This is a genomic window from Massilia aquatica, assembly GCF_011682045.1.
Classification (GTDB): domain Bacteria; phylum Pseudomonadota; class Gammaproteobacteria; order Burkholderiales; family Burkholderiaceae_D; genus Telluria_A; species Telluria_A aquatica.
Genome location: NZ_VVIW01000012.1, coordinates 83437 through 103648 on the forward strand (window position 1 = coordinate 83437; position 20212 = coordinate 103648).

Below are 20212 nucleotides of genomic sequence, written 5' to 3' on the forward strand. Positions count from 1 at the left end.
TGCTTTGTAATAAATCTGTAGCAAAGTGTCGAAATTGTTGGGAAGCTTCAAAAGTTTGATATACTGCTCGATCCGATTAATCTTGCCCAATGAAAACTAAACAAAACAATAACAAGAAATAGTTCAGTGCTCAACGCGAATGTTCAAGCGGCAAATTTTAACTGATTGCATGAACCCTACAAACAAATTCACAGGCAAACGCTTGACCGGCCTGCTAGGAACAACGCGAAAGCAGCGCATCGTCAGCGCTGGCGCGGTCTTTCTCGCAGTCTGCGCATTTGGTGCCGCGGGCGTAGCGCCCCTGGCCCCCGATGCGTCCGACCTGCCGGTCAAATCGATCGCACAAAATCTGGAACTGCCGAACCTGGCCGACCAGATCGCTGCGCTGCAGAAAGACGACCAGCAATTCATCCACGAAGAGAAGGTGCGTCCGGGCGATACGCTCGCCGCCCTGCTCACCCGCCTGGGTGTGGACGATGCCGCCGCCGTCAACTTCATCAAGTCAGATAAAGTCGCCAAAGCCGTGATGCAGCTCAAGACCGGTAAACGTGTCCAGGCGCAAACCGACGAAAACGGCGAACTGCAATGGCTGCGCGCCACCGTCGCCGACGGCGACAACAACCCCGTCAAACAGATTTCGATCACCCGCACCGGCGACAAGTTCGCCGCCCAGGAAGCGCCAGCGAAGCTGGAACGCCGGGTTGAAATGCGGGCCCGCGAAATCAACAACTCGCTGTACTCGGCGACCGACGCCACCACCGACGGCGGCAAGCTGCCCGACGCGATCGTCGCCCAGATCGTCGAAATGTTCTCCACCAGTATCGACTTCCGCTCCGACCTGAAACGCGGCGACCGCTTCAACGTGGTCTACGAAACGTTCTGGCAAGACGGCGAAATGGTACGCGCCGGCCGCATCCTGGCAGGCGAATTCGTCAACCGCGGCGTGACTTACCAGTCGGTCTGGTACGAAGACCCGATCAGCAAGCAAGGTGGCTACTACACCTTCGACGGCAAAGCCCTCAAAAAAGCCTTCCTCAAATCCCCTCTCGAATTTTCCCGTATTTCCTCCGGCTTCTCGATGCGCACGCATCCGATTTCCGGTGCCTGGAAAGCCCATAAAGGCGTCGATTTCGCCGCTGCCAACGGCACCCCGATCCGCGCCTCCGGCGACGGCGTGATCGACTTTGCCGGCGTGCAGGGCGGCTACGGCAACCTGGTCAGCATCAAGCACTGGGCCAACTACACCACCGCCTACGCCCACATGAGCCGTTTCGCGCCGGGCATCCGCAAGGGTAGCAAGGTCAGCCAGGGTGATGTGATCGGCTATGTCGGCTCGACCGGCTGGTCGACCGGCGCCCACCTGCACTATGAATTCCGCGTCAACAACGAAGCCGTCGATCCGATGTCGATCAAGGTCCTGGCGCAAGCGCCAATGACCGCGGCCGAACGGGCCCGCTTCCAGATCGCCGCCGGCGACATGTCGCACCGCTTCGCGCTGCTGCGTCCGACGACCACGGCATCGAACATGGCGCGCTAAGCCGTCAGCGCGTACCATACGAGGGCAGGAACCGGATCACCGGCTCCTGCCCTTTTTTACGCCCGCGTTTTTCGACTGGAACACTTATGAGCACGGATTCGACCCTCTACATCGGCATGATGTCAGGCACCAGCATGGATGGCGTCGACGGCGTGCTGGCCGATTTTGCCGGCGGCGCCATCCGCACCCTGGAAGCGGCCTTCGTGCCCTTCCCCGACGCCCTGCGCGCCGAGCTGATGGCCCTGCAAAGCAGCGGCGACAATGAAATCGCCCGCGAAGCGCTGGCCGCCGCGCACCTGGCCGGCTGCTACGCCGAATGCGTGGCGGCCCTGCTGCCCAGCGCGCCCGGCCCGGTGCGGGCGCTGGCCGCGCACGGCCAAACGGTGCGCCACCGGCCCGAGCTCGGCTACACGCGCCAGATCAACCACCCCGCCCTGCTGGCCGAACTGACCGGGATCGACGTCATCGCCGACTTCCGCGCGCGCGACGTGGCCGCCGGCGGCCAGGGCGCGCCGCTGGTGCCGGCTTTTCACCAGGCCTGCTTCGGCCAGCCCGGCCAGACCCGCGTGGTGATCAATATCGGCGGCATCGCCAACATCAGCGTGCTGCACGCCGACGGCACGGTGAGCGGCTTCGATACCGGTCCCGGCAATGTGCTGATGGATCACTGGATCGGCCTGCACCAAGGCAAGGCGTATGACGCCGATGGCGCCTGGGCGGCCAGCGGACAAGCCGATCCGACCCTGCTCGGCATCTTGCTGGACGAACCGTATTTCCGGCTGGCGGCGCCAAAAAGCACCGGGCGCGACCTGTTCCACGCCGACTGGCTGGGGCGCGCCCTGGCGCAGGCGCCGTCGATGCCGCCGCAAGACGTGCAGGCGACCCTGACGGCGCTGAGCGCCGTGACGATTGCGCGCGCCATCCATCAGCAGGCCGGCGAGGTCGAGGCAGTGTATGTGTGCGGCGGCGGGGCGTACAACGGCGCGCTGCTGCGCGAACTGGCGCAAGCGCTGGGCGGCAAGACCAAAGTCGAAACAAGCGACGCCCTGGGCGTGTCTCCGAATCACGTCGAAGCGCTGGCGTTCGCGTGGCTGGGCTACCGCTTCACAAGGCGCGAAGCGGGCAATCTGCCCCAGGTGACGGGGGCCAAGGGCCCCAGGATACTGGGCGCCCTTTATCCTGCGTAAAACGGCAGGCGGCCGCGATGGCTGCCTGCGCTAAAGCACTTTATACCGAGAACGACGAACCGCAACCGCAGGTCGAGGTGGCGCTCGGATTCTTGATGACGAACTGGGCGCCTTCGAGGTCATCCTTGTAGTCGATTTCGGCACCGACCAGGTACTGGTAGCTCATCGAATCGATCAGCAGTTGCACGCCGTTCTTGACCATGGTGGTGTCATCTTCGTTGACGATTTCGTCGAAGGTGAAGCCATACTGGAAGCCCGAGCAGCCGCCGCCCTGCACAAAGACGCGCAACTTGAGATCGGGATTGCCCTCTTCCTCGATCAGCTGTGCAACCTTTTGCGCGGCGCTATCGGTAAACACGATCGGGGCCGGCATCACTTCTGGCATTTCAGCAACTGCATTCATTTGGAACTCCTACGGGGGAACGGATATCAGTCATTATAGACTGTTGGGACAAGTCACGCTCAGCGACGACTGCCGGCGACCGTCAAATGCAACACCCCGGCGCGGGCCGGGGCGGTGCTGCCAGTGTACCTATAATGCGGCCGTTCGGCCGGAATTCAAGCGCTGGCCTTGCGCTGCTTGCGGCGGCGCGCGCAAACGCCGAGCAAACCGAGTCCGGCCAGCATCATGGCGTAGGTTTCCGGCTCCGGAACCGGGCTCAACAACACTGTGCCGCACACGCCGAGCTGGCACGCATCGGCCAGGATCTGGCCATGGTCGTTGATGCTGTAGGTGGACCGGATGCTCCAGCCGGCGAGCGGATCGAGCGCCGCGTCGAGCTGCAGCAACTGGCCGTTCTGGTAGATGAAGCCATGTTGCAAGCCGTTGGCGTCGGCGCCGTAGCCGAGCACCTGACCCAGGTTGTTGATATCGACCGCCTTGGACGGCTTGCCCGCCGACCAGCCCAGGTCGGTCATGACGCCATCCGCGTAGAAAAAGGCCGACTGCATAACTGTGTCCCAGGAATGGGTGGACTGACCAATGATCTGGCCGCTGTCATTGATGTCGTTGGCCACGCTGGAGCCGCCTTCGAACGCGCCCAGGTCGGTCATATGGCCGTTCTGGTAGACGAAAGCGCGCTGGCGCCATGACGGATCGTGGGCATAGCCGACGATGGTCCCGGCGTTGTTGATCGCGGTAGCGCCGCTGTGCACCCCGCCAAAGGTGCCCAGGTCTTTTGTCACGCCGTTGCTGTACGCAAAGGCATGCGACGCAAAACGTGGCTCGTACGGGTTGCCCCCAGGAATCCGCACATCGGTCTTGGAACTGCCCACTACCGTACCGGCGTTGTTGACGCCGTTGGCCCAGGCGGTCGGCAGCCCGGATCCGTCACTAAGCGGCTTAAGACGCGTGTTCACCCCATTCACGTTCACATAGGCCGCGACAGGCCCGTCCGGCATGTACACATCCCACATCTCGGTCGTCGCCATGTGACCGGCATTGCTGATGGCGCTGACCCTGGCATTGGGATTCTCGTGCATGGTGGGCAGGTCCAACACATGCGTCGTCCCTCCGGAATAATAGGCCGAACGCCCCATGGCCTGGCCATACAAGGTGCCGGCATTGTCGATCAGGCGCCAGGAATCGTACTGACCGCCGGTATTGACCGCCTTGACCGAGTAGGACGGGGCTGCCGCGAGCGCGGGAGCGGCGAAAATGCCCAACAGCAGGGCGGACAGCAGGGAGCGGCCACATGTCATGAGCGTCTTTCTGTGAGGGATGAATACCATCCATCATAGATGTTAAAATAACTAAAAGTAAAGATTAATTGAAATTTAAGTTTTTGATGCCACAGGCGTGCACGGGCACAGGAGCTGTCGCCCACAAGGCGCCTCCCCGACCGCCGGCTGGCTCAACGGCAGCCGGGCGGGCGCCTGCACGCTGCGCGGCTCAGGCAGCGCGTGCGGCGCTGGCGCGACGGCGCGCGCAAAACCCGAGCAAACCGAGTCCGGCCAGCATCATGGCGTAGGTTTCCGTCTCCGGAACCGGGCTCAACAACACTGTGCCGCACACGCCGAGCTTGCAGGCATCTGCCAGGATCAGGCCATTGTCGTTGATGCTGTAGGTGGTCTTGATGATCCAGTTGTCGAGCGGATCGACGGCGGTATCGAGTTGGAGCAGCTGGCCGTTCTGGAAAATGAAGCCGCGCTCCAGGCCGTTGGCATCGGTACCGTAGCCGATGATCTGGCCGGCCTCATTGATATCGACGGCGCTGGAAGCGCGCTGCGCCGACCAGCCCAGGTCGCTCATCACGCCGTTTGCGTACAGAAAGGCGGACTGAACGCCGCTGCCGGCACGGTGCGCCGACTGGCCGATAATCAGGCCAGCATCATTGATCCCGGTTGCCAGGCTGGTACCGCCGGCGAACGCACCCAGGTCGGTCATCCTGCCGTTCTCATAGATAAAGGCCCGCTGTGCCGACGCGGCATTGTCGGCGCCGCCGACGATGGTCCCGGCGGAATTAATCCCCAAAGCGCTGCTGTGGGTGCCTCCCAGCGTGCCCAGGTCCTTCATTTTATTGTCGCTGTATGCAAAAGCATGGCTGGCGAAGCGCGGATAATGCGGATCGCCTCCCGGCAAGCGCAGATTGGTGCTCGAACTGCCCACCACCGTGCCGGCATTGTTGACGCCATGGGAGAACGTGTCCACGCCGCCGCCTCCATGGCCGAACGCAGGCAGAGGCGTGGTGGCGCCGTTGACCGTCAGGTAGCCATCGGCATAGACGACGTCGCCAATCGTGGTCCAGTATTCGTAGCTGGCCATATGGCCGGCATTGCTGATGGCCGTAATCGCGCCGGTGGGAAACGGACTCGTGCTGACACGCACCACCGTGGTGCTGCCGCCGGCATGAAATGCCGTACGCCAGTTTGAAGAACCGTACAGGGTGCCGGCGTTATCGACCAGGCGCCATTGATCGTACTGGCCGGTATGGAGCGTCGTGACCGCGTAGGAGGGAGCGGCAAGCGCGGGCGCGGCGAAGATGCCGAGCACGAGGGCGGACAACAGGGAGCGGACGAATCGCATGAGAGCCTTTCCATGGCGGGTAAATACGAGCCATGATAAAGACTACTTAGCCAAATGGAAAGCTTAATTAAAATTTAACCATGCGGACGGCGGGGAGCGGGAAGCAGACGCTTCCCGCTCTTGTACTGCCTTACGGCAGCAGCGCGACCTGCTGCAGGCCCAGGGTTTCTTCCAGGCCGAACATCAGGTTCATGCACTGGACAGCCTGGCCGGAGGCGCCCTTGACCAGGTTATCCTGGACCACCAGGATAACCACGGTATTGCCGTTGTTCGGACGATGCAGTGCCAGGCGCAACGTGTTCGAACCGCGCGTCGAGCGGGTTTCCGGATGCGATCCGAACGGCATGACATCGACGAAAGCCGCGTCTTGATAGGTGGTTTCGAACAATTCCTGCAAGGCTTCGTTGCTGATCTCGGTGGTCAGGCGCGCATACAGGGTCGAATGCATGCCGCGGATCATCGGCACCAGATGCGGCGTGAAGATCAGGTTGACCGGCAGGCCGGTGAAACGCTGCAGCTGGGCCACAGTTTCCGGGGTGTGACGATGGCCGGACACGCCGTAGGCCTTGAAATTATCGCTCGACTCCGAGAACAGGGTGCCGATTTCCGCCTTGCGGCCGGCGCCGGACACGCCCGACTTGGCATCCGCGATCAGGGCGCTGGCGTCGATCAGGTTAGCCTTGAGCAGCGGCACGAAGCCCAGCTGCATCGTGGTCGGATAGCAACCCGGATTGGCGATCAGGCGCGCCTTCTTGACGGCTTCACGGTTCAGCTCCGGCAAGCCGTAGACGGCCTCTTCCAGCAATTCCGGGCAGGTATGGGGGATTTTGTACCACTGCTCGAAGGTTTCCTGGTTTTTCAGGCGGAAGTCGGCGGCCAGGTCGATCACCTTGACGCCGGCGGCCAGCAGGGCCGGGGCCTGCGCCATGGCCACGCCGTGCGGGGTGGCGAAGAACACCACGTCGCACTTGGTCAGGTCGACCTTGTCCGGCGCCGAGAACGCCAGGTCCACCTTGCCGCGCAGCGAAGGAAACATATCAGCGACGGGCAAGCCATCTTCCTTGCGCGACGTAATCGCGGTCAGCTCCACATCAGGGTGGACCGACAACAGTCGCAGCAATTCCACGCCCGTGTAACCCGTACCGCCGACGATGCCAACTTTGATCATATGTATTCCTTGAAAGTAAATAATGGGCCAGGCCCGAAAGAGGGTGATTCTAACAGCGCAAGCAAAACACTGCGCACCACTGCAAAACTCAAACATTTCCTCACCGGACTTGTTGCAAAACCGGGGACAGACCCCCGAACTTGCAAAACCGGGGTCTGTCCCCGGTTTTGCAACAAGCACGGTGGGAAACAACAAAAAAGCCGCGCGACTTTGCAGTCGGCGGCTTTTTTGAAAGCAGCGCACCGGAGTGCGCGCTGGAGGCGAATTAACGCTTCGAGAATTGCTTTGCGCGACGTGCTTTGCGCAGACCAACTTTTTTACGCTCGACTTCACGTGCATCGCGGGTAACGAAACCGGCACGTGCCAGGTCGCCCTTCAACGATGCGTCGTAGTCGATCAGTGCACGGGTGATGCCGTGACGAACCGCGCCAGCCTGGCCGGACTCGCCACCACCGTGAACGTTGACCTTGATGTCGAAACGCTCGACATTGCCGGTCAGTTCCAGCGGCTGACGGATGACCATCAGGCCCGTTTCGCGCGAGAAGTAGTCAGCGGCTGGTTTGCCGTTAACGATGATTTGGCCAGTGCCGACTTTGATGAAGACGCGAGCGACTGCACTCTTGCGACGGCCGGTGCCGTAATTGTAGTTACCGATCATGTCAGCTCCTTACTTGAACAGCACGAGTGCTGTAGGTTGCTGGGCAGCGTGCGGGTGGGAACCTTCCGCGTACACTTTGAGCTTCTTGATCATGGCGTAGCCAAGCGGGCCCTTAGGCAGCATGCCCTTGACCGCTTTTTCAAGCGCGCGACCAGGAAAACGCTCTTGCATTTTCTTGAAGTTGGTTTCGTAGATACCACCCGGGTAGCCGGAGTGACGGTAGTACGTCTTCTCGGTTGCCTTGGTACCGGTCACGCGCAGTTTGCCTGCGTTGATCACGACGATGAAATCGCCGGTGTCGACGTGAGGAGTGAATTCGGGTTTGTGTTTGCCGCGCAACCGGAGTGCCACTTCGCTGGCAACACGTCCGAGGATCAGATCCGTCGCGTCAACCACGAACCAATCGCGCTGGACTTCATGTCCCTTAGCGGAAAAAGTTTTCATGTTGACTTCCTAAATATAAAACTTATTAAATCGCTCAAATGGTGGTTCCGCTCGTACAACCCGCGGACTCTGCCTTATTGTCTTTTCCTGAGCAAACGGAAAGCCGGCTACTATAGCGCACTCCCCACGGCCGAGTCAAGCCCATCGGCCACTGTTGCACTCGTAGCGAAATGACATCGGCGCCATCCCTAGATAAATCGCAAATGGCCGCCCTGCGGCGCGCCCTAGACTGCACCACAGCCGACCATTTAATTGATGGGGAAAAACTTTCTTGACCAGCGAAACAATGTCAACCTACTATGTCTGAGCATTTATCGTCGGGAGACCTCGTGATATTGAACTACCGCCTTGCCGCTTCACTATTATCCCTGCTGGCGACCCTGGCGGCGCCCGGCCCGGCCGCTGCGGCCCCGACCATGCGCACCTGCCACCTGCCCGGCGCCGAAGAAGGCTTGCGCTGCAGCACCCTGAGCGTTCCGCTCGACTACCAGCAAAAAACCGGCGCCGCCCTGCCCCTGCACGTCATCGTGGCCCCGGCCTTCCGCGAATCGGCCAGGCCCGATCCGGTGTTCGTGCTGGCGGGCGGCCCCGGCCAGGCCGGCAGCGACGTGCTGCCGGTGCTCTATTCCATCTTCCGGCGCGCGCGCGCCACCCGCGACATCGTGTTCATCGACCAGCGCGGCACCGGCCTGTCCGGCAAGCTCGACTGCGATGAGAAAGACTTGCCCGAGAACCTCAGCGACGACGAGCAGAACGCCGCCATACGGCGCTGCCTGGCGGGCATCCGCGCGCCGCTGGCGGCCTACACCACCGACAACGCCGCGCGCGACATCGAACAGGTGCGCCTGGCGCTCGGCTACGCCAGGGTCAACGTCTGGGGCGCGTCCTACGGCACGCGCCTGGCCCAGGCCTACGCGCGCGCCTTTCCCGACGCCGTGCGCAGCCTGATGCTCGACGGCGTGGCCGCGCCCGACCAGATCATCCCGGCCGCCGGGCGCGACGGCCAGGCCGCGCTCGACACCCTGTTCCGCCAGTGCGCGGCCGACCCCGGCTGCAACAAGGCCTACCCCGCCCTGCGCAGCGAGTTCGACAGCCTGCTGGCCAAGGTCAGCGCCACGCCGGTACCGCTGAACCTGCCCAACCCGCGCACCGCCGAGCCCTTGCAGATGAGCATGACCAAGGAGCGTTTCCTGAACACCGTGCACAACGTGCTGTATTCGGCGCTCGACGGCCGCCGCCTGCCATTCCTGATCCACAGCGCTTACCAGGGTCGCTGGGCGCCGTTCGTGGCGCGCCGCAATGTCGGCGCCGACCTGGCCGGCGAAGACGGCACCGCGCTGGTGCTGCACATGGCGGTGATCTGCGCCGAGGACTATCCGCGCATGACGCCGCAATTGCTGGCCGAGGACGCCACCAATTCCTTCCTCGGCAGCGGCCGGGTCGGCCAGTTGATGGAGCAGTGCAAGTCGCTCAAGCTGCCGGCCGTGCCATGGCGCGCGCCGACCCCGATCCTGGCGCCGTCGCTGCTGCTGTCGGGCGCGCTCGACCCGGTCACGCCGCCGCGCCGCGCCGAGGCCGCCGCGCGCCACATTCCCAAGGCCCAGCACCTGGTGGTGGCCAATGCCGGGCACGGCATTTCCTCGCTCGGCTGCGCGCCGCGCCTGCTGCGCGAATTTCTCGACGCACCGGCCAGGCAGGTGGTCGCCGCCTGCCTGAACGAGATTCCGGCCGCCAATTTCCAGGTCGGCAGCGCCGGTCCGCACCCCTAGTTTCAGACACGCCGAGGCCACGATGATTGTTGTAGATGACGTAAGAAAACAATTCGGCAGCTTGCAAGCGCTGGGCGGCGTCAGTTTCGCCGCCGCCGACGGCCAGATCACGGCCTTGCTGGGACCGAACGGCGCCGGCAAGACCACCCTGCTGCGCCTCCTGGTCGGCCTGCTCAAGCGCGACCAGGGCAGCATCAGCATCGGCGGCATCGATCCGGCCGTCGATCCGATGGCGGTGCGCAAGGATATCGGCTTCCTCACCGACCAGTTCGGCCTGTACGAGCGCCTCAGCACGCGCGAATACCTGGCCTATTTCGGCGAGCTGAACGGCATGACCCTGCCGGCGGTCCAGCGCCGCATCGACGAAGTGGCCGACCTGCTGGTGATGCATGACATCCTGGAGCGGCGCGGCAAGGGCTTTTCGCAAGGCCAGCGCATCAAGGTAGCGCTGGCGCGCACCCTGCTGCATCAGCCGCGCCACCTGCTGCTCGACGAACCGAGCCGCGGCCTGGACGTGATGAGCACGCGCGCCCTGCGCACCGCCCTCACCGCCCTGCGCCGCGAAGGTTGCTGCGTGATCATGGCGACCCACGTGATGCAGGAAGTCACCCACCTGTGCGACGACGTGATCGTGATCGCCAAAGGCCACACGGTGGCGCAGGGCTCGCCGCAGGAACTATGCCGCCGCACCGGCATCAGCAACCTGGAAGACGCCTTCGTCAGCCTGGTCGGCGAGGAAGGAATCGCGACATGAAGCCCGCCTTCCTCATCGTTTTCCTGAAGGAATTCAAGGAAACCCTGCGCGACAAGCGCGCGCTGGGCCTGCTGGCCCTGTTCACCTTGATGTACCCGCTGATGCTCGGCTACATGCTCAACCAGCAGATCAAGCGCGCCACCCAGTCCGAACGCGAAGGCATGGAACTGGCCGTGATCGGCGCCGCCCAGGCGCCCAACCTGATGGCCCAGCTCAAGCAAAAGAACATCACCGTGCAGCCGGTCGCGGACATGGACGAAGATGCCATCGGCGCACTGCTGCGCGCGCGCAAGGTGGTCGCCCTGCTGCGCCTCGACCCCGCGTTCGGCGAACACTACCAGGCCATGCGCCCGGCCAGCATCGAGCTGTGGTACGACTCGGCCAGCGACAACAGCCAGCGCCAGCGCGATGTCGAAGAAGTGCTGCAACACTACAGTTCGAGCATCAGCAGCGCGCGCCTGCTGGCGCACGGGGTCTCGCCGGCCACCATGACGCCGATCCGCTTGCAGCGCTACGACACCGGCAGCTCGGCGGCGCGCTCGGCCGGGATGATCGGCGCGATTCTCGGCTTTCTGTTCTTTCCGGCGTTCATTTGCGGTTTGTCGGCGGCGGTCGACAGCACCGCCGGCGAACGCGAGCGGCGCTCGCTGGAAGTATTGATGGCGCAACCGGCCAGTCCCTGGTCACTGATCACCGGCAAGTGGCTGGCGGCCGGTTCGCTGGCCGTGATCGGCATCACCCTGGAACTGGCGCTGGCGCATGGCGTGCTGTCCTGGCTGCCGCTGGAAGAAATCGGCATGAGCTGGCGGGTCACGTCGGCCCAGCTGGCCTGGGTGTGCGTGGCCACCCTGCCGCTGTCGCTGCTGGCGGCCGGCCTGCATATCGCGCTGGCGATGAATGCGCGCTCGTTCAAGGAAGCCCAGAGCATCCTCAGCCTGGTGACCCTGATCCCCATGCTGCCCGGGCTGGCGGTGTCGATGCTGGAATTGAAAACGGCGATGTGGATGTATCTGGTGCCGATGCTGTCGAACCAGACCTTGCTGCGCGAACTGGCCAAGGGCCAGGAACTGGGTGCGCTGCCGTTCGTGCTGACCTTTTTGAGCTCGATGCTGCCGGCGCTCGGCGCGGTGGCGTTCGCCAGCTGGCGCATGAAGAGCGAGCGCTACGTGCTGTCGGTGTAGGGCTGGCCGGCAGGCCTGGCGCGGCTCCATTACAATAGGCCGCAAGAACAATCGTCGGAGAATGGAATGGAAGTCACAGTCAGCTGGAACGGCCCGTCGGGCATGAGTTTTCGGGCGCAAACGGGATCGGGCCACATGGTCAGCATGGATGGCGCGCCCGAGGGCGGCGGCCACAACCTGGCGCCGCGACCGATGGAAATGGTGTTGCTGGGAACCGGCGGCTGTACCGCCTATGACGTGGTGCTCATTCTCAAGCGCGGACGCGAAGACGTGCGCGGCTGCGACGTGACGCTCAAGGCCGAACGCGCCGAGACCGATCCCAAGGTGTTTACCAAGATTCATTTTCACTTCACGGTGACCGGCAAGAACCTGAAACCGGGCGCGGTCGAGCGCGCGGTGAGCCTGTCGCACGACAAATATTGCTCGGCCTCGATCATGCTGGCCAAGATGGCCGAGATTACGCACTCGTTCGAGATCGTGGAAGGCTGAGCCGTTTAGCCGTGGTCCCCGCGCAGCAAACTTGGGTCACTTCACTGCGGGGACGACGGAGGTGGAGCGAACACTAAACGTAATACGCCGTCGTCGTCATCACCTTCGCCATGGCCGTCATCACCCCGCGCACCGGCGCCGCCACCGCCACCGCGCCGAGCGCCTGCGCGGCCGCGCCGTGCGCAATCTCGTCGATGCGCATCTGGTCCACGATGGCACGCGACTTGGCATCCTGCGCCGGCAGCAGATCGAGATGGCTGTTCAGATGCGCCTCCACCTGGCGCTCGGTTTCGACCACGAAGCCCAGGCTGCGCGCGTCGCCCAGTTGCGCCGCCACCGTACCGAGCGCGTAGGCACCCGCATACCACAGGGGATTGAGCAAACTCGGCCGCGAACCGAGCTCGGCCAGCCGCTGGGCGGTCCACGCCAGGTGATCTTCTTCCTCGCGCCCGGCTTCGGCGAACTGTTGGCGCATTTCTTCGGTCTTGGCAAAGCGCGATTGCGAGTTGTACAGCGCCTGCGCGCACACTTCGCCCACGTGGTTGACGCGCATCAGGCCGGCGCTGCGGCGCTGTTCGGCATCATCGAGCTGGCCGTCGTCCGCGTGCGCCGCCGGGGTCGGTCGCGATGCCGACGCCACGCCCGCGATCACGCGCAGGGCCTTGTCCATGCTGACGATCAGCTGGTCGAGTGGATGGATGGATCGTTGTGCTGACATGCGCTGCCCCGGTGGCGATAAAACACCATTATAGGACGTCCGGCTGCGCCGGGGCGCCGCCTGCGGGTGCGGTCGCGGCCGCCGGCGCCGGCGCCTGAGCCTCGATCCAGTCGAGCAGGGGCCCGCCGGGCTCGATGCTGGAAATGTTTTTCGCCACGCCGAGGTTCAGTTGCAGCAGAAAGGGAATGGTGTCGGACGGCACGTCCGGGCAATGCGCGCTGAACGCGGCGATGAAGCGGCTTGACGACACCACCGGCACCACTTTCGCCCCGCTCATGAACTGCAGCACGCTGGTAATCGTGTGGCCCTTGCCGATGGTATGGTAAATGAACTGGTTGAAAGCGCGGTCGACTTTCTTGAAATCAATGGTTTCGGACGTCATCAGCCCGGCCAGGTAGTACAGGCCGAGGGTGACGCGGAAGTACGCGGTCCACTCGGCCGCGTTGCGCCCGCTGCTGGCGACGGCAAGAACTTTTTCTTTGATGGCACTGTCCATGAGGCCCATTATCCACATTTCTTGCCCGCTTGGGCAGGCTGCCGTGCTTGCGGCGGTGAATTTGTGCTGCTACCCTCACGCTTTGAGAGAAGGAACCCGATGATCGAGGTGAAACACCTGGCCAAGCGCTTCGCCGCGACGGTACACAAGGAGCGGCGCGCGCGCCAGCGCGACGTGCGCGAGAGCGATGGCTGGTTCCATGCGGTGCGCGATGTCAGCTTTTCGTGCGCCCCCGGCGAAGTGCTGGGCCTGCTTGGTCCGAACGGGGCCGGCAAGACCACCACCCTGCGCATCCTCTCGACCGCCCTGCGTCCGGACGCAGGCAGCGCCTTCATCGACGATATCGACATCGTGGCCGATCCGATCCGGGCGCGCCAGCGGGTCGGCTTCCTGTCTGGCAGCACCGGTTTGTACGGGCGCCTGAGCGCGCGCGAGAATGTGGAATATTTCGGGCGCCTGCACGGCATGGCGCCGGAGCGCCTCAAGCAGCGCTGCGACGCGCTGTTCGAGCAGCTCGACATGCACGCCTACGCCCACAAGCGCGCCGATGACCTGTCCACCGGCATGAAGCAGAAATGCGCGATTGCCCGCGCCGTGGTGCACGAGCCGCAGGTGGTGATCCTGGATGAACCGACCACCGGGCTCGACGTGATGTCGGCGCGGGTCCTGCTCGAATTTATCGCCAGCTACAAGGCGCTGCGGATTCCCCTGATCTTTTCCACCCACCATCTGCACGAGGTGGAAAAACTGTGCGACAAGGTCTGCATCATCAACCGCGGCCGCAGCGCCTTCAACGGCAGCGTAGCCGAGCTGCGCGAGCTGGGCGGCAGCCACGATCTCTACGACGCCTTCGTGCATATCGTCAACCAGGAAGGCTGAGCCATGTGGACCGTGTATTTCAAGGAATTGCTGGAATTGCTGCGCGACCGCAAGACCTTCATCTTCACCCTGCTGCTGCCGATCGTCGCCATGCCGATGATTTTCGGCGGCCTGGCGTATCTGTCATCGACCATTTTCAAGAAAGCCCAGCACAAGGAACTGACCTACGCCGTGTTCGGCAAGGAATATGCGCCCGGCCTGAGCGAGCGTTTCAAGCACGAAAAAGGCTTGCGCGAGGTGCCGCTGGCCAATGAAGGCGCGATCAAGGCCGCCATCGACAGCGACCGCATCACCTTCGCCATTGTTATTCCGGCCGGGTTCGAAGAGGCCATGGCGGCGCACCGCCAGGCCCGCGTGACCTTGCACTACAACAACGCGGTGGCGCTCGACATGACCCATAAGCGGGTGGCGGCGGTGATCGAGACGCACAACCGGGCGCTGCGCGAGCAAGCCTTGTCGGCCATGAACATGAGCCAGGCCGAGCTGCGGTTTGCGCTCAATCCGATCGAGCTCGAAGAATTGTCGACCGCCGGCACGCGCGAGCGGGTGGGCTCGCTGGTGGGCGGCTTTTTGCCGTATATCCTGCTGATGGTGTGCCTGATGGCGGCCATGTATCCGGCCATCGACCTGGGGGCCGGCGAGAAGGAGCGCGGCACCCTGGAAACCTTGCTGCTGGCGCCGATTTCGCGCACGGCGCTGGTGCTGGCCAAGTTTTTGGTGCTGTTTACGGTGGGGCTGACCTCGGCACTCCTGATGGTGGCGAGCATGGGGCTGCTGCTGGCCGTGTTCGGCGGCTCCTTAGAGGGCGGGCTGGCGCAGATGGTGCGCGCGATCGGTGCGCGCGACCTGGCAATGGTGGCGCTGATGCTGGTGCCGACGGCCGCCATTTTCGCCTCGATCCTGCTGTCGATTTCGATTTATGCGAAGAGTTACAAGGAAGCCTCGGGCATGATTTCGCCGCTGATGATGCTCCTGATCGTGCCGATCGTGGTGGCCATGATGCCGGGGGTGGAACTGAACTGGTTCTGGTCGATGGTGCCGCTGACCAATGTGTCGCTGGCCATGAAGGAACTGGTCAAGGGAACCATGGATTACCGCATGTTTTCGGCGATCTTGCTGTCCACCACCTTGATTGCCGGGGCGCTGTTGGCATGGTGCAGGTGGTGGTTCAACCGCGAGGATGTGTTGTTCCGGAATTAAGTTGTGAGAGCGTCATTGTTGACCACGCGCCTATGAGCCGTCATTCCCCCATTTGTGCAATCTGAACCCATCAAACCGCCGCGCATCGCAATGCGCGGCCGGGACTCCCTCAAATTTTATACAATGCAACTCTAAAAGTACGCCCCGCTACCCGCCGGCCGTACATACAGCGACCGTATCAGGAGTCAGGCATGGAATTACGCATCAGGAATTTATCCAAGACCTACGCCAATGGCGTAGTTGCCTTGGATAAAGTTACCCTCACCATCCCCAGCGGGATGTTCGGCCTGCTCGGCCCGAACGGGGCCGGCAAGTCGACCTTGATGCGCACCCTCGCCACCTTGCAGGAATGCGACGCCGGCTCGGTCTTCTTCGGCGACCTCGATGTGCTCGACGACAAGGACGATATCCGCCGCCTGCTCGGCTACCTGCCCCAGGACTTCGGCCTGTACCCCAAGGTCACCGCCTACGAACTGCTCGACCATTTTGCCGTCCTCAAGGGCCTGTCGCAGCGCAGCCGCCGCCGTGAAGTGGTCGACGGCCTGTTGCAGCAAACCAATCTGTTCGAAGTACGCCACCAGCGCCTCGGCACCTTTTCCGGCGGCATGCGCCAGCGCTTCGGCATCGCCCAGGCGCTGCTGGGCGATCCGCAGCTGATCATCGTCGATGAACCGACGGCCGGCCTCGACCCGCAGGAACGGGTGCGTTTCCACAACTTGCTGTCCGATATCGGCGACGACAAGACCGTGCTGCTGTCGACCCACATCGTGTCGGACGTGTCGGACCTGTGCGCCAATATGGCGATCATCAACAAGGGCCATGTGCTGCTGTGCGGCGAGCCGCAAAAGCTGATCGACGATATCGACGGCAAGATCTGGGCGCGCTTCGTCGCCAAGCACGAGCTGGCCCATTTCCAGCAGGAGCACGCGGTGATCTCGACCCGCCTGCTGACCGGCCGCACCCTGATTCACGTGTATTCCGATCAAGATCCGGGCGACGGCTTCGCGCCCGCCGCCGGCGACCTGGAAGACGTCTACTTCGCCACCATCGCCGGACGCCACGTCGCGGCCAGCAACTGTTGAAGGTGGCGTCCATGTTGGCAATCGCACTGTTCGAAGCGCGCCAGCGGCTCAAGCTGCTCTCGACCTGGGTCTACTTCGGCATGTTCTTTGCCCTGGCGCTGCTGTGGATGGCGGCCGCCGGCGGGGTCTTCAAGGAAGCCCACATTACCTTCGGCGGACGCCTGTTCATCAACGCCCCGCGCTCGATCTCGCTGACGGTCGCCTTCCTCGGCTGCCTGGGCGTGATCGTGATGGCGGCCATGATGGGCCGCTCGGTGCAGCAGGATTTCGAATACGACATGCACCACTTTTTCTTCAGCGCGCCGATCGCCAAGCACGATTACGTGTTCGGGCGCTTCCTCGGGGCCGCGCTGACCCTGGCGGTGGTGTTTTCGAGCATCGTGCTGGGCGCCTGGCTGGGCAGCTTCATTCCCGGCATCGAAGCGGACCGGCTGGGCCAGGGCGGGCTGTGGATGTATCTGCGGCCCTACCTGTTCCTGACCCTGCCCAACATCTTCATCTTCGGCGCCATCTTCTTCGTGCTGGCCGCGCTGACGCGGCGCATGCTGCCAGTGTACGTGGCCAGCGTGGTGATGATGATCGGCTACATCGTCGCGCCCTCGCTGGCGCGCGACCTCGACTACAAGACCCTGGCCGCGCTGATCGACCCCTTCGGCACCACCGCCCTGATCCGCATGACCGAATACTGGACCATCGCCGAGCGCAACAGCCGCGAGATTCCCTTCGGCGGCGTGTACCTGCTCAACCGCGCGCTGTGGTGCGGCTTCGCGCTGGTGGTGCTGCTGCTCGGTTACTGGCGTTTCCACTTCATCGGCACGACCGACCCCCGCCCGGCCGGGCGCGCCGACGGCGAGATCGCCCCGCGCCTGTCGAGCGTGGCCATGGCGACCCAGCAAGCGCCCGACTTCCTGCAGCGCAGCCTGGCCCTGCTGCTGCTCAAGTCGAGCTGGCTGAACTTGCGCGAATCGGTCAAGGATGTCTATTTCGCCGTGATCGCCCTGGCCGGCGTGCTGGCCGTGTTCGGCGCCTCGGTCAACCTCGGCTCGATGTACGGCACCAATACCTATCCGGTCACCTACCAGGTGCTGGAACTGATCAGCGCGGCGTTTTCGCTGTTCATGCTGGTCGTCACCACCTTTTATGCGGGCGAGCTGGTCTGGCGCGAACGCGAAGCGCGGGTGGGCCAGATGCTCGACGCCCTGCCGCTGCCGAGCTGGCTGCCGATGCTGTCCAAGCTGTTTGCCCTGGTCGGCCTGCAAGTGCTGATGCTGGTGCTGGTGATGATGTCGGGCATGCTGATCCAGCTGTTCCGCGGCTACTTCGCCATCGATATCGGCCTGTACCTGCAAAGCCTGTTCCTGATCCAGCTGCCCAATTATGTGCTGATCGCGGTGCTGGCGATGGCGCTACAGGTGTTGATCAACCACAAGTACCTGGCCTACTTCGCCATGATCGTGTACTACGTGGCCACCATCACCTTCGGCTCGCTCGGCCTCGACCATCCGCTGCTGCTGTACGGCACCGCGCCCTCCTTCGTGTATTCCGACATGAACGGCTATGGCCACTTTCTGGTGCGCGACCGCTGGTTCGCGCTGTACTGGGGCGGCGCGGCGCTGATGCTGCTGGTGGCCTCGCTGGTGTTCTGGCCGCGCGGCTGCAACGCCGAACTGGGCAGCCGGATCCAGCTGGCGCGCCGCAACCTGAGCCTGCCGGTGCTGGCCACCTTCGGCGCCGGCCTGGCCGTGTTCCTCGGCACCGGCGCCATCCTGTACTACAACCTGCATATCGAAGGCGACTACCAGACCGCCTGGCAAAAAGACCAGACCCGCGCCCAGTACGAGCTGCGTTACAAGCAATACGCCGTGCTGGCGCAGCCGAAAATCACCGGAGTCGACCTGAAAGTGGCGATCGTGCCCGAACAGCGGCGCCTGACGGTGACCGGCGTCTACCAGCTCGACAACAAGGGCACGCAAGCGGTCGGGCGGATCTTCATCAGCCAGGACCGCCTGTCCAGCCTGAAAGTGCGCATGGGCCAGAAAATCACGCCGCTGATCAGCGATCGCGAGCGCGGCTTTTACGGCTACCAGCTGAGCACGCCCCTGCTGCCGGGGCAACGCCTGGCGCTCGAATTCGATGTCGAATTCGAAGCGCGCGGCATCCTCGGCCTGGAATCGGACACGCCGGTGCTCACCAACGGCACCTTTTTCAACAATGACCGGCTGCCGCGCATCGGCTACCAGCCGATGGCCGAGCTGGAGAACGAGCGCGACCGCAAGCGCCACGGCCTCGGCCCGCACGCGCCGATGCCGTCGCCGCGCGACCCGGCCGGGCTGGCGCGCAACTACCTGGGCCTGGACGCCGACTGGATCGATTTCAACGCCGTCATCAGCACCAGCCCGGACCAGCTCGCCATCGCCCCCGGCACCCTGGAAAAGGAATGGATCTCGGCCGGACGGCGCTACTTCCATTACCGCATGGACAAGCCGATCCTCAATTTCTACGCCTTCCAGTCGGCCCGCTACGAAGTGCGGCACGACCGCTGGCAGGATGTGACGATCGACGTGTTTTACCATCCCGGCCACGATGTCAACGTCGAGCGCATGATCCGCGGCGTGAAGGCCGGGCTCGAATACAACTCGAAGCATTTCAGCCCCTACCAGCACAAGGTGCTGCGCGTGGTCGAGTTTCCGCGCTACGCCGCGTTTGCCCAGTCGTTCCCGGGCACGATCCCGTTTTCCGAGAGCGTCGGTTTCATCGCCCGGGTCGACGACAACAATCCCAAGGATATCGACTACCCGTTCTACGTGGCGGCGCATGAAGTGGCGCACCAGTGGTGGGGACACCAGCTGGTGCCCTCGAACACGCGCGGCGCCACGGTGCTGAGCGAAACCCTGTCCGAATACGCGGCGCTGATGGTCATGAAGCAGCAGGTCGGCCCCGAGCGCATGCGCCGCTTCCTCAGCTACAACCTGGACAAATACCTGATCGGCCGGGCGCTCGAGCCGCGCTACGAGCTGCCGCTGGCGCAGAATGAACACCAGAGCTACATCCATTACTACAAGGGGGCGCTGGCCATGTATCTGCTGCAGGACGTGCTGGGCGAAGCGAAGGTCAACGCCGTGCTGCACGAGCTGCTGACCAGCCAGGCCTTCCACGGCGCGCCCTATCCGAGCGTACTGGCGCTGACCGATGGCTTGCGCCGCGCCACCCCGCCCGAGCATGCCTACCTGATCGACGACCTGTTCGAGCGCATTGTGCTCTACGAGAACCGCGCCACCAGCGCCAGCGCGACCCGGCGCGCGGACGGCAAGTACGAGGTGCAGCTGCAAGCGAGCGTCGTCAAGCAGCGCGCCGGCAAGCTGGGCGACGAGACCGAGGTGGCGGTGAACGACGTGATCGAATTCGGCATTGACGACAAGGATGGCAAGCCGCTGCTGCGCGAACGGCGCGTGGTCGACAGCAAGACCGTCAGCGTGACCATGGTCGTGGCCACGCGACCGTACAAGGCCGGGATTGATCCCGACAACAAGCTGATCGACCGCAAGCCGGGGGATAATATGATCGAGGTGGAGCAGTAGACGATCCGCTGTCTTTTCCGCAATTGAGCGACAGGATCGTTCGGCTG

General features: G+C 63.5%; 16 protein-coding genes and 4 pseudogenes. 10 read left to right on the plus strand and 10 right to left on the minus strand.

What is annotated here, in order from left to right; all coding sequences use genetic code 11:
* The first annotated feature begins 169 nt into the window (after window positions 1-169).
* Both F1609_RS19885 and F1609_RS19890 read left to right on the plus strand, forming a co-directional pair.
* Window positions 170-1537: a M23 family metallopeptidase gene (locus F1609_RS19885; protein WP_167078357.1), complete on the plus strand. Its 1368-nt coding sequence runs from the start codon at window positions 170-172 to the stop codon at window positions 1535-1537.
* 86 nt (window positions 1538-1623) lie between these two features.
* Complete coding sequence (locus tag F1609_RS19890; protein WP_167078359.1) at window positions 1624-2724, plus strand: anhydro-N-acetylmuramic acid kinase; 1101 nt, start codon at window positions 1624-1626, stop codon at window positions 2722-2724.
* 40 nt (window positions 2725-2764) lie between these two features.
* Here the strand turns inward: F1609_RS19890 and erpA are convergent, their stop codons facing one another.
* The 8 genes and pseudogenes from erpA to rplM all read right to left on the minus strand — a co-directional run bounded on the left by erpA (window position 2765) and on the right by rplM (window position 8019).
* Window positions 2765-3127 carry an iron-sulfur cluster insertion protein ErpA gene (gene erpA, locus F1609_RS19895; RefSeq protein ID WP_167078360.1) on the minus strand — a complete coding sequence of 121 codons (363 nt, stop codon included), beginning with the start codon at window positions 3125-3127 and terminating at the stop codon, window positions 2765-2767.
* Between the two features lie 155 nt (window positions 3128-3282).
* Window positions 3283-3393: pseudogene (locus tag F1609_RS35510) on the minus strand (FxDxF family PEP-CTERM protein); the annotation flags it as partial.
* 126 nt (window positions 3394-3519) lie between these two features.
* Window positions 3520-4455, minus strand: a pseudogene (locus tag F1609_RS19900) (DUF3466 family protein); the annotation flags it as partial.
* A 160-nt stretch (window positions 4456-4615) separates the two neighbouring features.
* A pseudogene (locus F1609_RS35515) lies at window positions 4616-4714 on the minus strand (PEP-CTERM sorting domain-containing protein); the annotation flags it as partial.
* A gap of 126 nt (window positions 4715-4840) precedes the next feature.
* Window positions 4841-5749: pseudogene (locus tag F1609_RS19905) on the minus strand (hypothetical protein); the annotation flags it as partial.
* Window positions 5750-5879: 130 nt separating this feature from the next.
* A complete protein-coding gene (argC, locus tag F1609_RS19910; RefSeq protein ID WP_167078366.1) occupies window positions 5880-6917 on the minus strand; it encodes an N-acetyl-gamma-glutamyl-phosphate reductase in 1038 nt (345 codons plus the stop codon).
* Window positions 6918-7182: 265 nt separating this feature from the next.
* Window positions 7183-7575, minus strand: a complete 393-nt coding sequence (gene rpsI / locus F1609_RS19915) for a 30S ribosomal protein S9 (RefSeq protein WP_054266290.1) — start codon at window positions 7573-7575, stop codon at window positions 7183-7185.
* Window positions 7576-7584: 9 nt separating this feature from the next.
* Entirely contained in the window at window positions 7585-8019 is a 435-nt protein-coding gene (gene rplM, locus F1609_RS19920; RefSeq protein ID WP_054266289.1) for a 50S ribosomal protein L13, read from the minus strand.
* 329 nt (window positions 8020-8348) lie between these two features.
* Between rplM and F1609_RS19925 the strand changes: the two genes are divergently transcribed.
* The 4 genes from F1609_RS19925 (at window position 8349) to F1609_RS19940 (ending at window position 12212) form a co-directional block, all read left to right on the plus strand.
* Complete coding sequence (locus F1609_RS19925; RefSeq protein ID WP_370661647.1) at window positions 8349-9788, plus strand: alpha/beta fold hydrolase; 1440 nt, start codon at window positions 8349-8351, stop codon at window positions 9786-9788.
* A gap of 22 nt (window positions 9789-9810) precedes the next feature.
* Window positions 9811-10542, plus strand: a complete 732-nt coding sequence (locus tag F1609_RS19930; protein WP_167078370.1) for an ABC transporter ATP-binding protein — start codon at window positions 9811-9813, stop codon at window positions 10540-10542.
* Entirely contained in the window at window positions 10539-11723 is a 1185-nt protein-coding gene (locus F1609_RS19935) for an ABC transporter permease (protein WP_167078372.1), read from the plus strand. The genes F1609_RS19930 and F1609_RS19935 overlap by 4 nt, the downstream gene beginning before the upstream one ends.
* 66 nt (window positions 11724-11789) lie before the next feature.
* Window positions 11790-12212, plus strand: a complete 423-nt coding sequence (locus F1609_RS19940) for an OsmC family protein (RefSeq protein WP_167078373.1) — start codon at window positions 11790-11792, stop codon at window positions 12210-12212.
* A gap of 73 nt (window positions 12213-12285) precedes the next feature.
* Here F1609_RS19940 and coq7 read toward each other — a convergent pair whose 3' ends face one another.
* Both coq7 and F1609_RS19950 read right to left on the minus strand, forming a co-directional pair.
* Window positions 12286-12930, minus strand: coding sequence for a 2-polyprenyl-3-methyl-6-methoxy-1,4-benzoquinone monooxygenase (gene coq7 / locus F1609_RS19945; RefSeq protein ID WP_167078375.1), 645 nt, complete (start codon window positions 12928-12930; stop codon window positions 12286-12288).
* Between the two features lie 28 nt (window positions 12931-12958).
* Window positions 12959-13426, minus strand: coding sequence for a hypothetical protein (locus F1609_RS19950; RefSeq protein WP_229421957.1), 468 nt, complete (start codon window positions 13424-13426; stop codon window positions 12959-12961).
* A 99-nt stretch (window positions 13427-13525) separates the two neighbouring features.
* On the opposite strand from F1609_RS19950, the gene F1609_RS19955 reads away from it, so the two are divergent.
* The 4 genes from F1609_RS19955 (at window position 13526) to F1609_RS19970 (ending at window position 20165) form a co-directional block, all read left to right on the plus strand.
* Window positions 13526-14305, plus strand: coding sequence for an ABC transporter ATP-binding protein (locus F1609_RS19955; RefSeq protein ID WP_167078377.1), 780 nt, complete (start codon window positions 13526-13528; stop codon window positions 14303-14305).
* Window positions 14306-14308: 3 nt separating this feature from the next.
* Window positions 14309-15505: an ABC transporter permease gene (locus F1609_RS19960; RefSeq protein WP_167078378.1), complete on the plus strand. Its 1197-nt coding sequence runs from the start codon at window positions 14309-14311 to the stop codon at window positions 15503-15505.
* A gap of 191 nt (window positions 15506-15696) precedes the next feature.
* Entirely contained in the window at window positions 15697-16587 is an 891-nt protein-coding gene (locus F1609_RS19965; protein WP_167078380.1) for an ABC transporter ATP-binding protein, read from the plus strand.
* 11 nt (window positions 16588-16598) lie between these two features.
* Window positions 16599-20165 carry an ABC transporter permease/M1 family aminopeptidase gene (locus F1609_RS19970; protein WP_167078382.1) on the plus strand — a complete coding sequence of 1189 codons (3567 nt, stop codon included), beginning with the start codon at window positions 16599-16601 and terminating at the stop codon, window positions 20163-20165.
* Window positions 20166-20212 lie beyond the last annotated feature (47 nt).

Bases quoted from the DNA above. Each gene is read 5' to 3' on its own strand.
- F1609_RS19935 (WP_167078372.1), top strand. From the start codon at position 10,539: ATGAAGCCCGCCTTCCTCATCGTTTTCCTGAAGGAATTCAAGGAAACC.
- F1609_RS19950 (WP_229421957.1), bottom strand. From the start codon at position 13,426: ATGGACAGTGCCATCAAAGAAAAAGTTCTTGCCGTCGCCAGCAGCGGG.
- F1609_RS19965 (WP_167078380.1), top strand. From the start codon at position 15,697: ATGGAATTACGCATCAGGAATTTATCCAAGACCTACGCCAATGGCGTA.
- F1609_RS19940 (WP_167078373.1), top strand. From the start codon at position 11,790: ATGGAAGTCACAGTCAGCTGGAACGGCCCGTCGGGCATGAGTTTTCGG.
- F1609_RS19930 (WP_167078370.1), top strand. From the start codon at position 9,811: ATGATTGTTGTAGATGACGTAAGAAAACAATTCGGCAGCTTGCAAGCG.
- F1609_RS19885 (WP_167078357.1), top strand. From the start codon at position 170: ATGAACCCTACAAACAAATTCACAGGCAAACGCTTGACCGGCCTGCTA.
- F1609_RS19955 (WP_167078377.1), top strand. From the start codon at position 13,526: ATGATCGAGGTGAAACACCTGGCCAAGCGCTTCGCCGCGACGGTACAC.
- rpsI (WP_054266290.1), bottom strand. From the start codon at position 7,575: ATGATCGGTAACTACAATTACGGCACCGGCCGTCGCAAGAGTGCAGTC.
- F1609_RS19960 (WP_167078378.1), top strand. From the start codon at position 14,309: ATGTGGACCGTGTATTTCAAGGAATTGCTGGAATTGCTGCGCGACCGC.
- coq7 (WP_167078375.1), bottom strand. From the start codon at position 12,930: ATGTCAGCACAACGATCCATCCATCCACTCGACCAGCTGATCGTCAGC.
- erpA (WP_167078360.1), bottom strand. From the start codon at position 3,127: ATGAATGCAGTTGCTGAAATGCCAGAAGTGATGCCGGCCCCGATCGTG.
- F1609_RS19970 (WP_167078382.1), top strand. From the start codon at position 16,599: ATGTTGGCAATCGCACTGTTCGAAGCGCGCCAGCGGCTCAAGCTGCTC.
- rplM (WP_054266289.1), bottom strand. From the start codon at position 8,019: ATGAAAACTTTTTCCGCTAAGGGACATGAAGTCCAGCGCGATTGGTTC.
- argC (WP_167078366.1), bottom strand. From the start codon at position 6,917: ATGATCAAAGTTGGCATCGTCGGCGGTACGGGTTACACGGGCGTGGAA.
- F1609_RS19890 (WP_167078359.1), top strand. From the start codon at position 1,624: ATGAGCACGGATTCGACCCTCTACATCGGCATGATGTCAGGCACCAGC.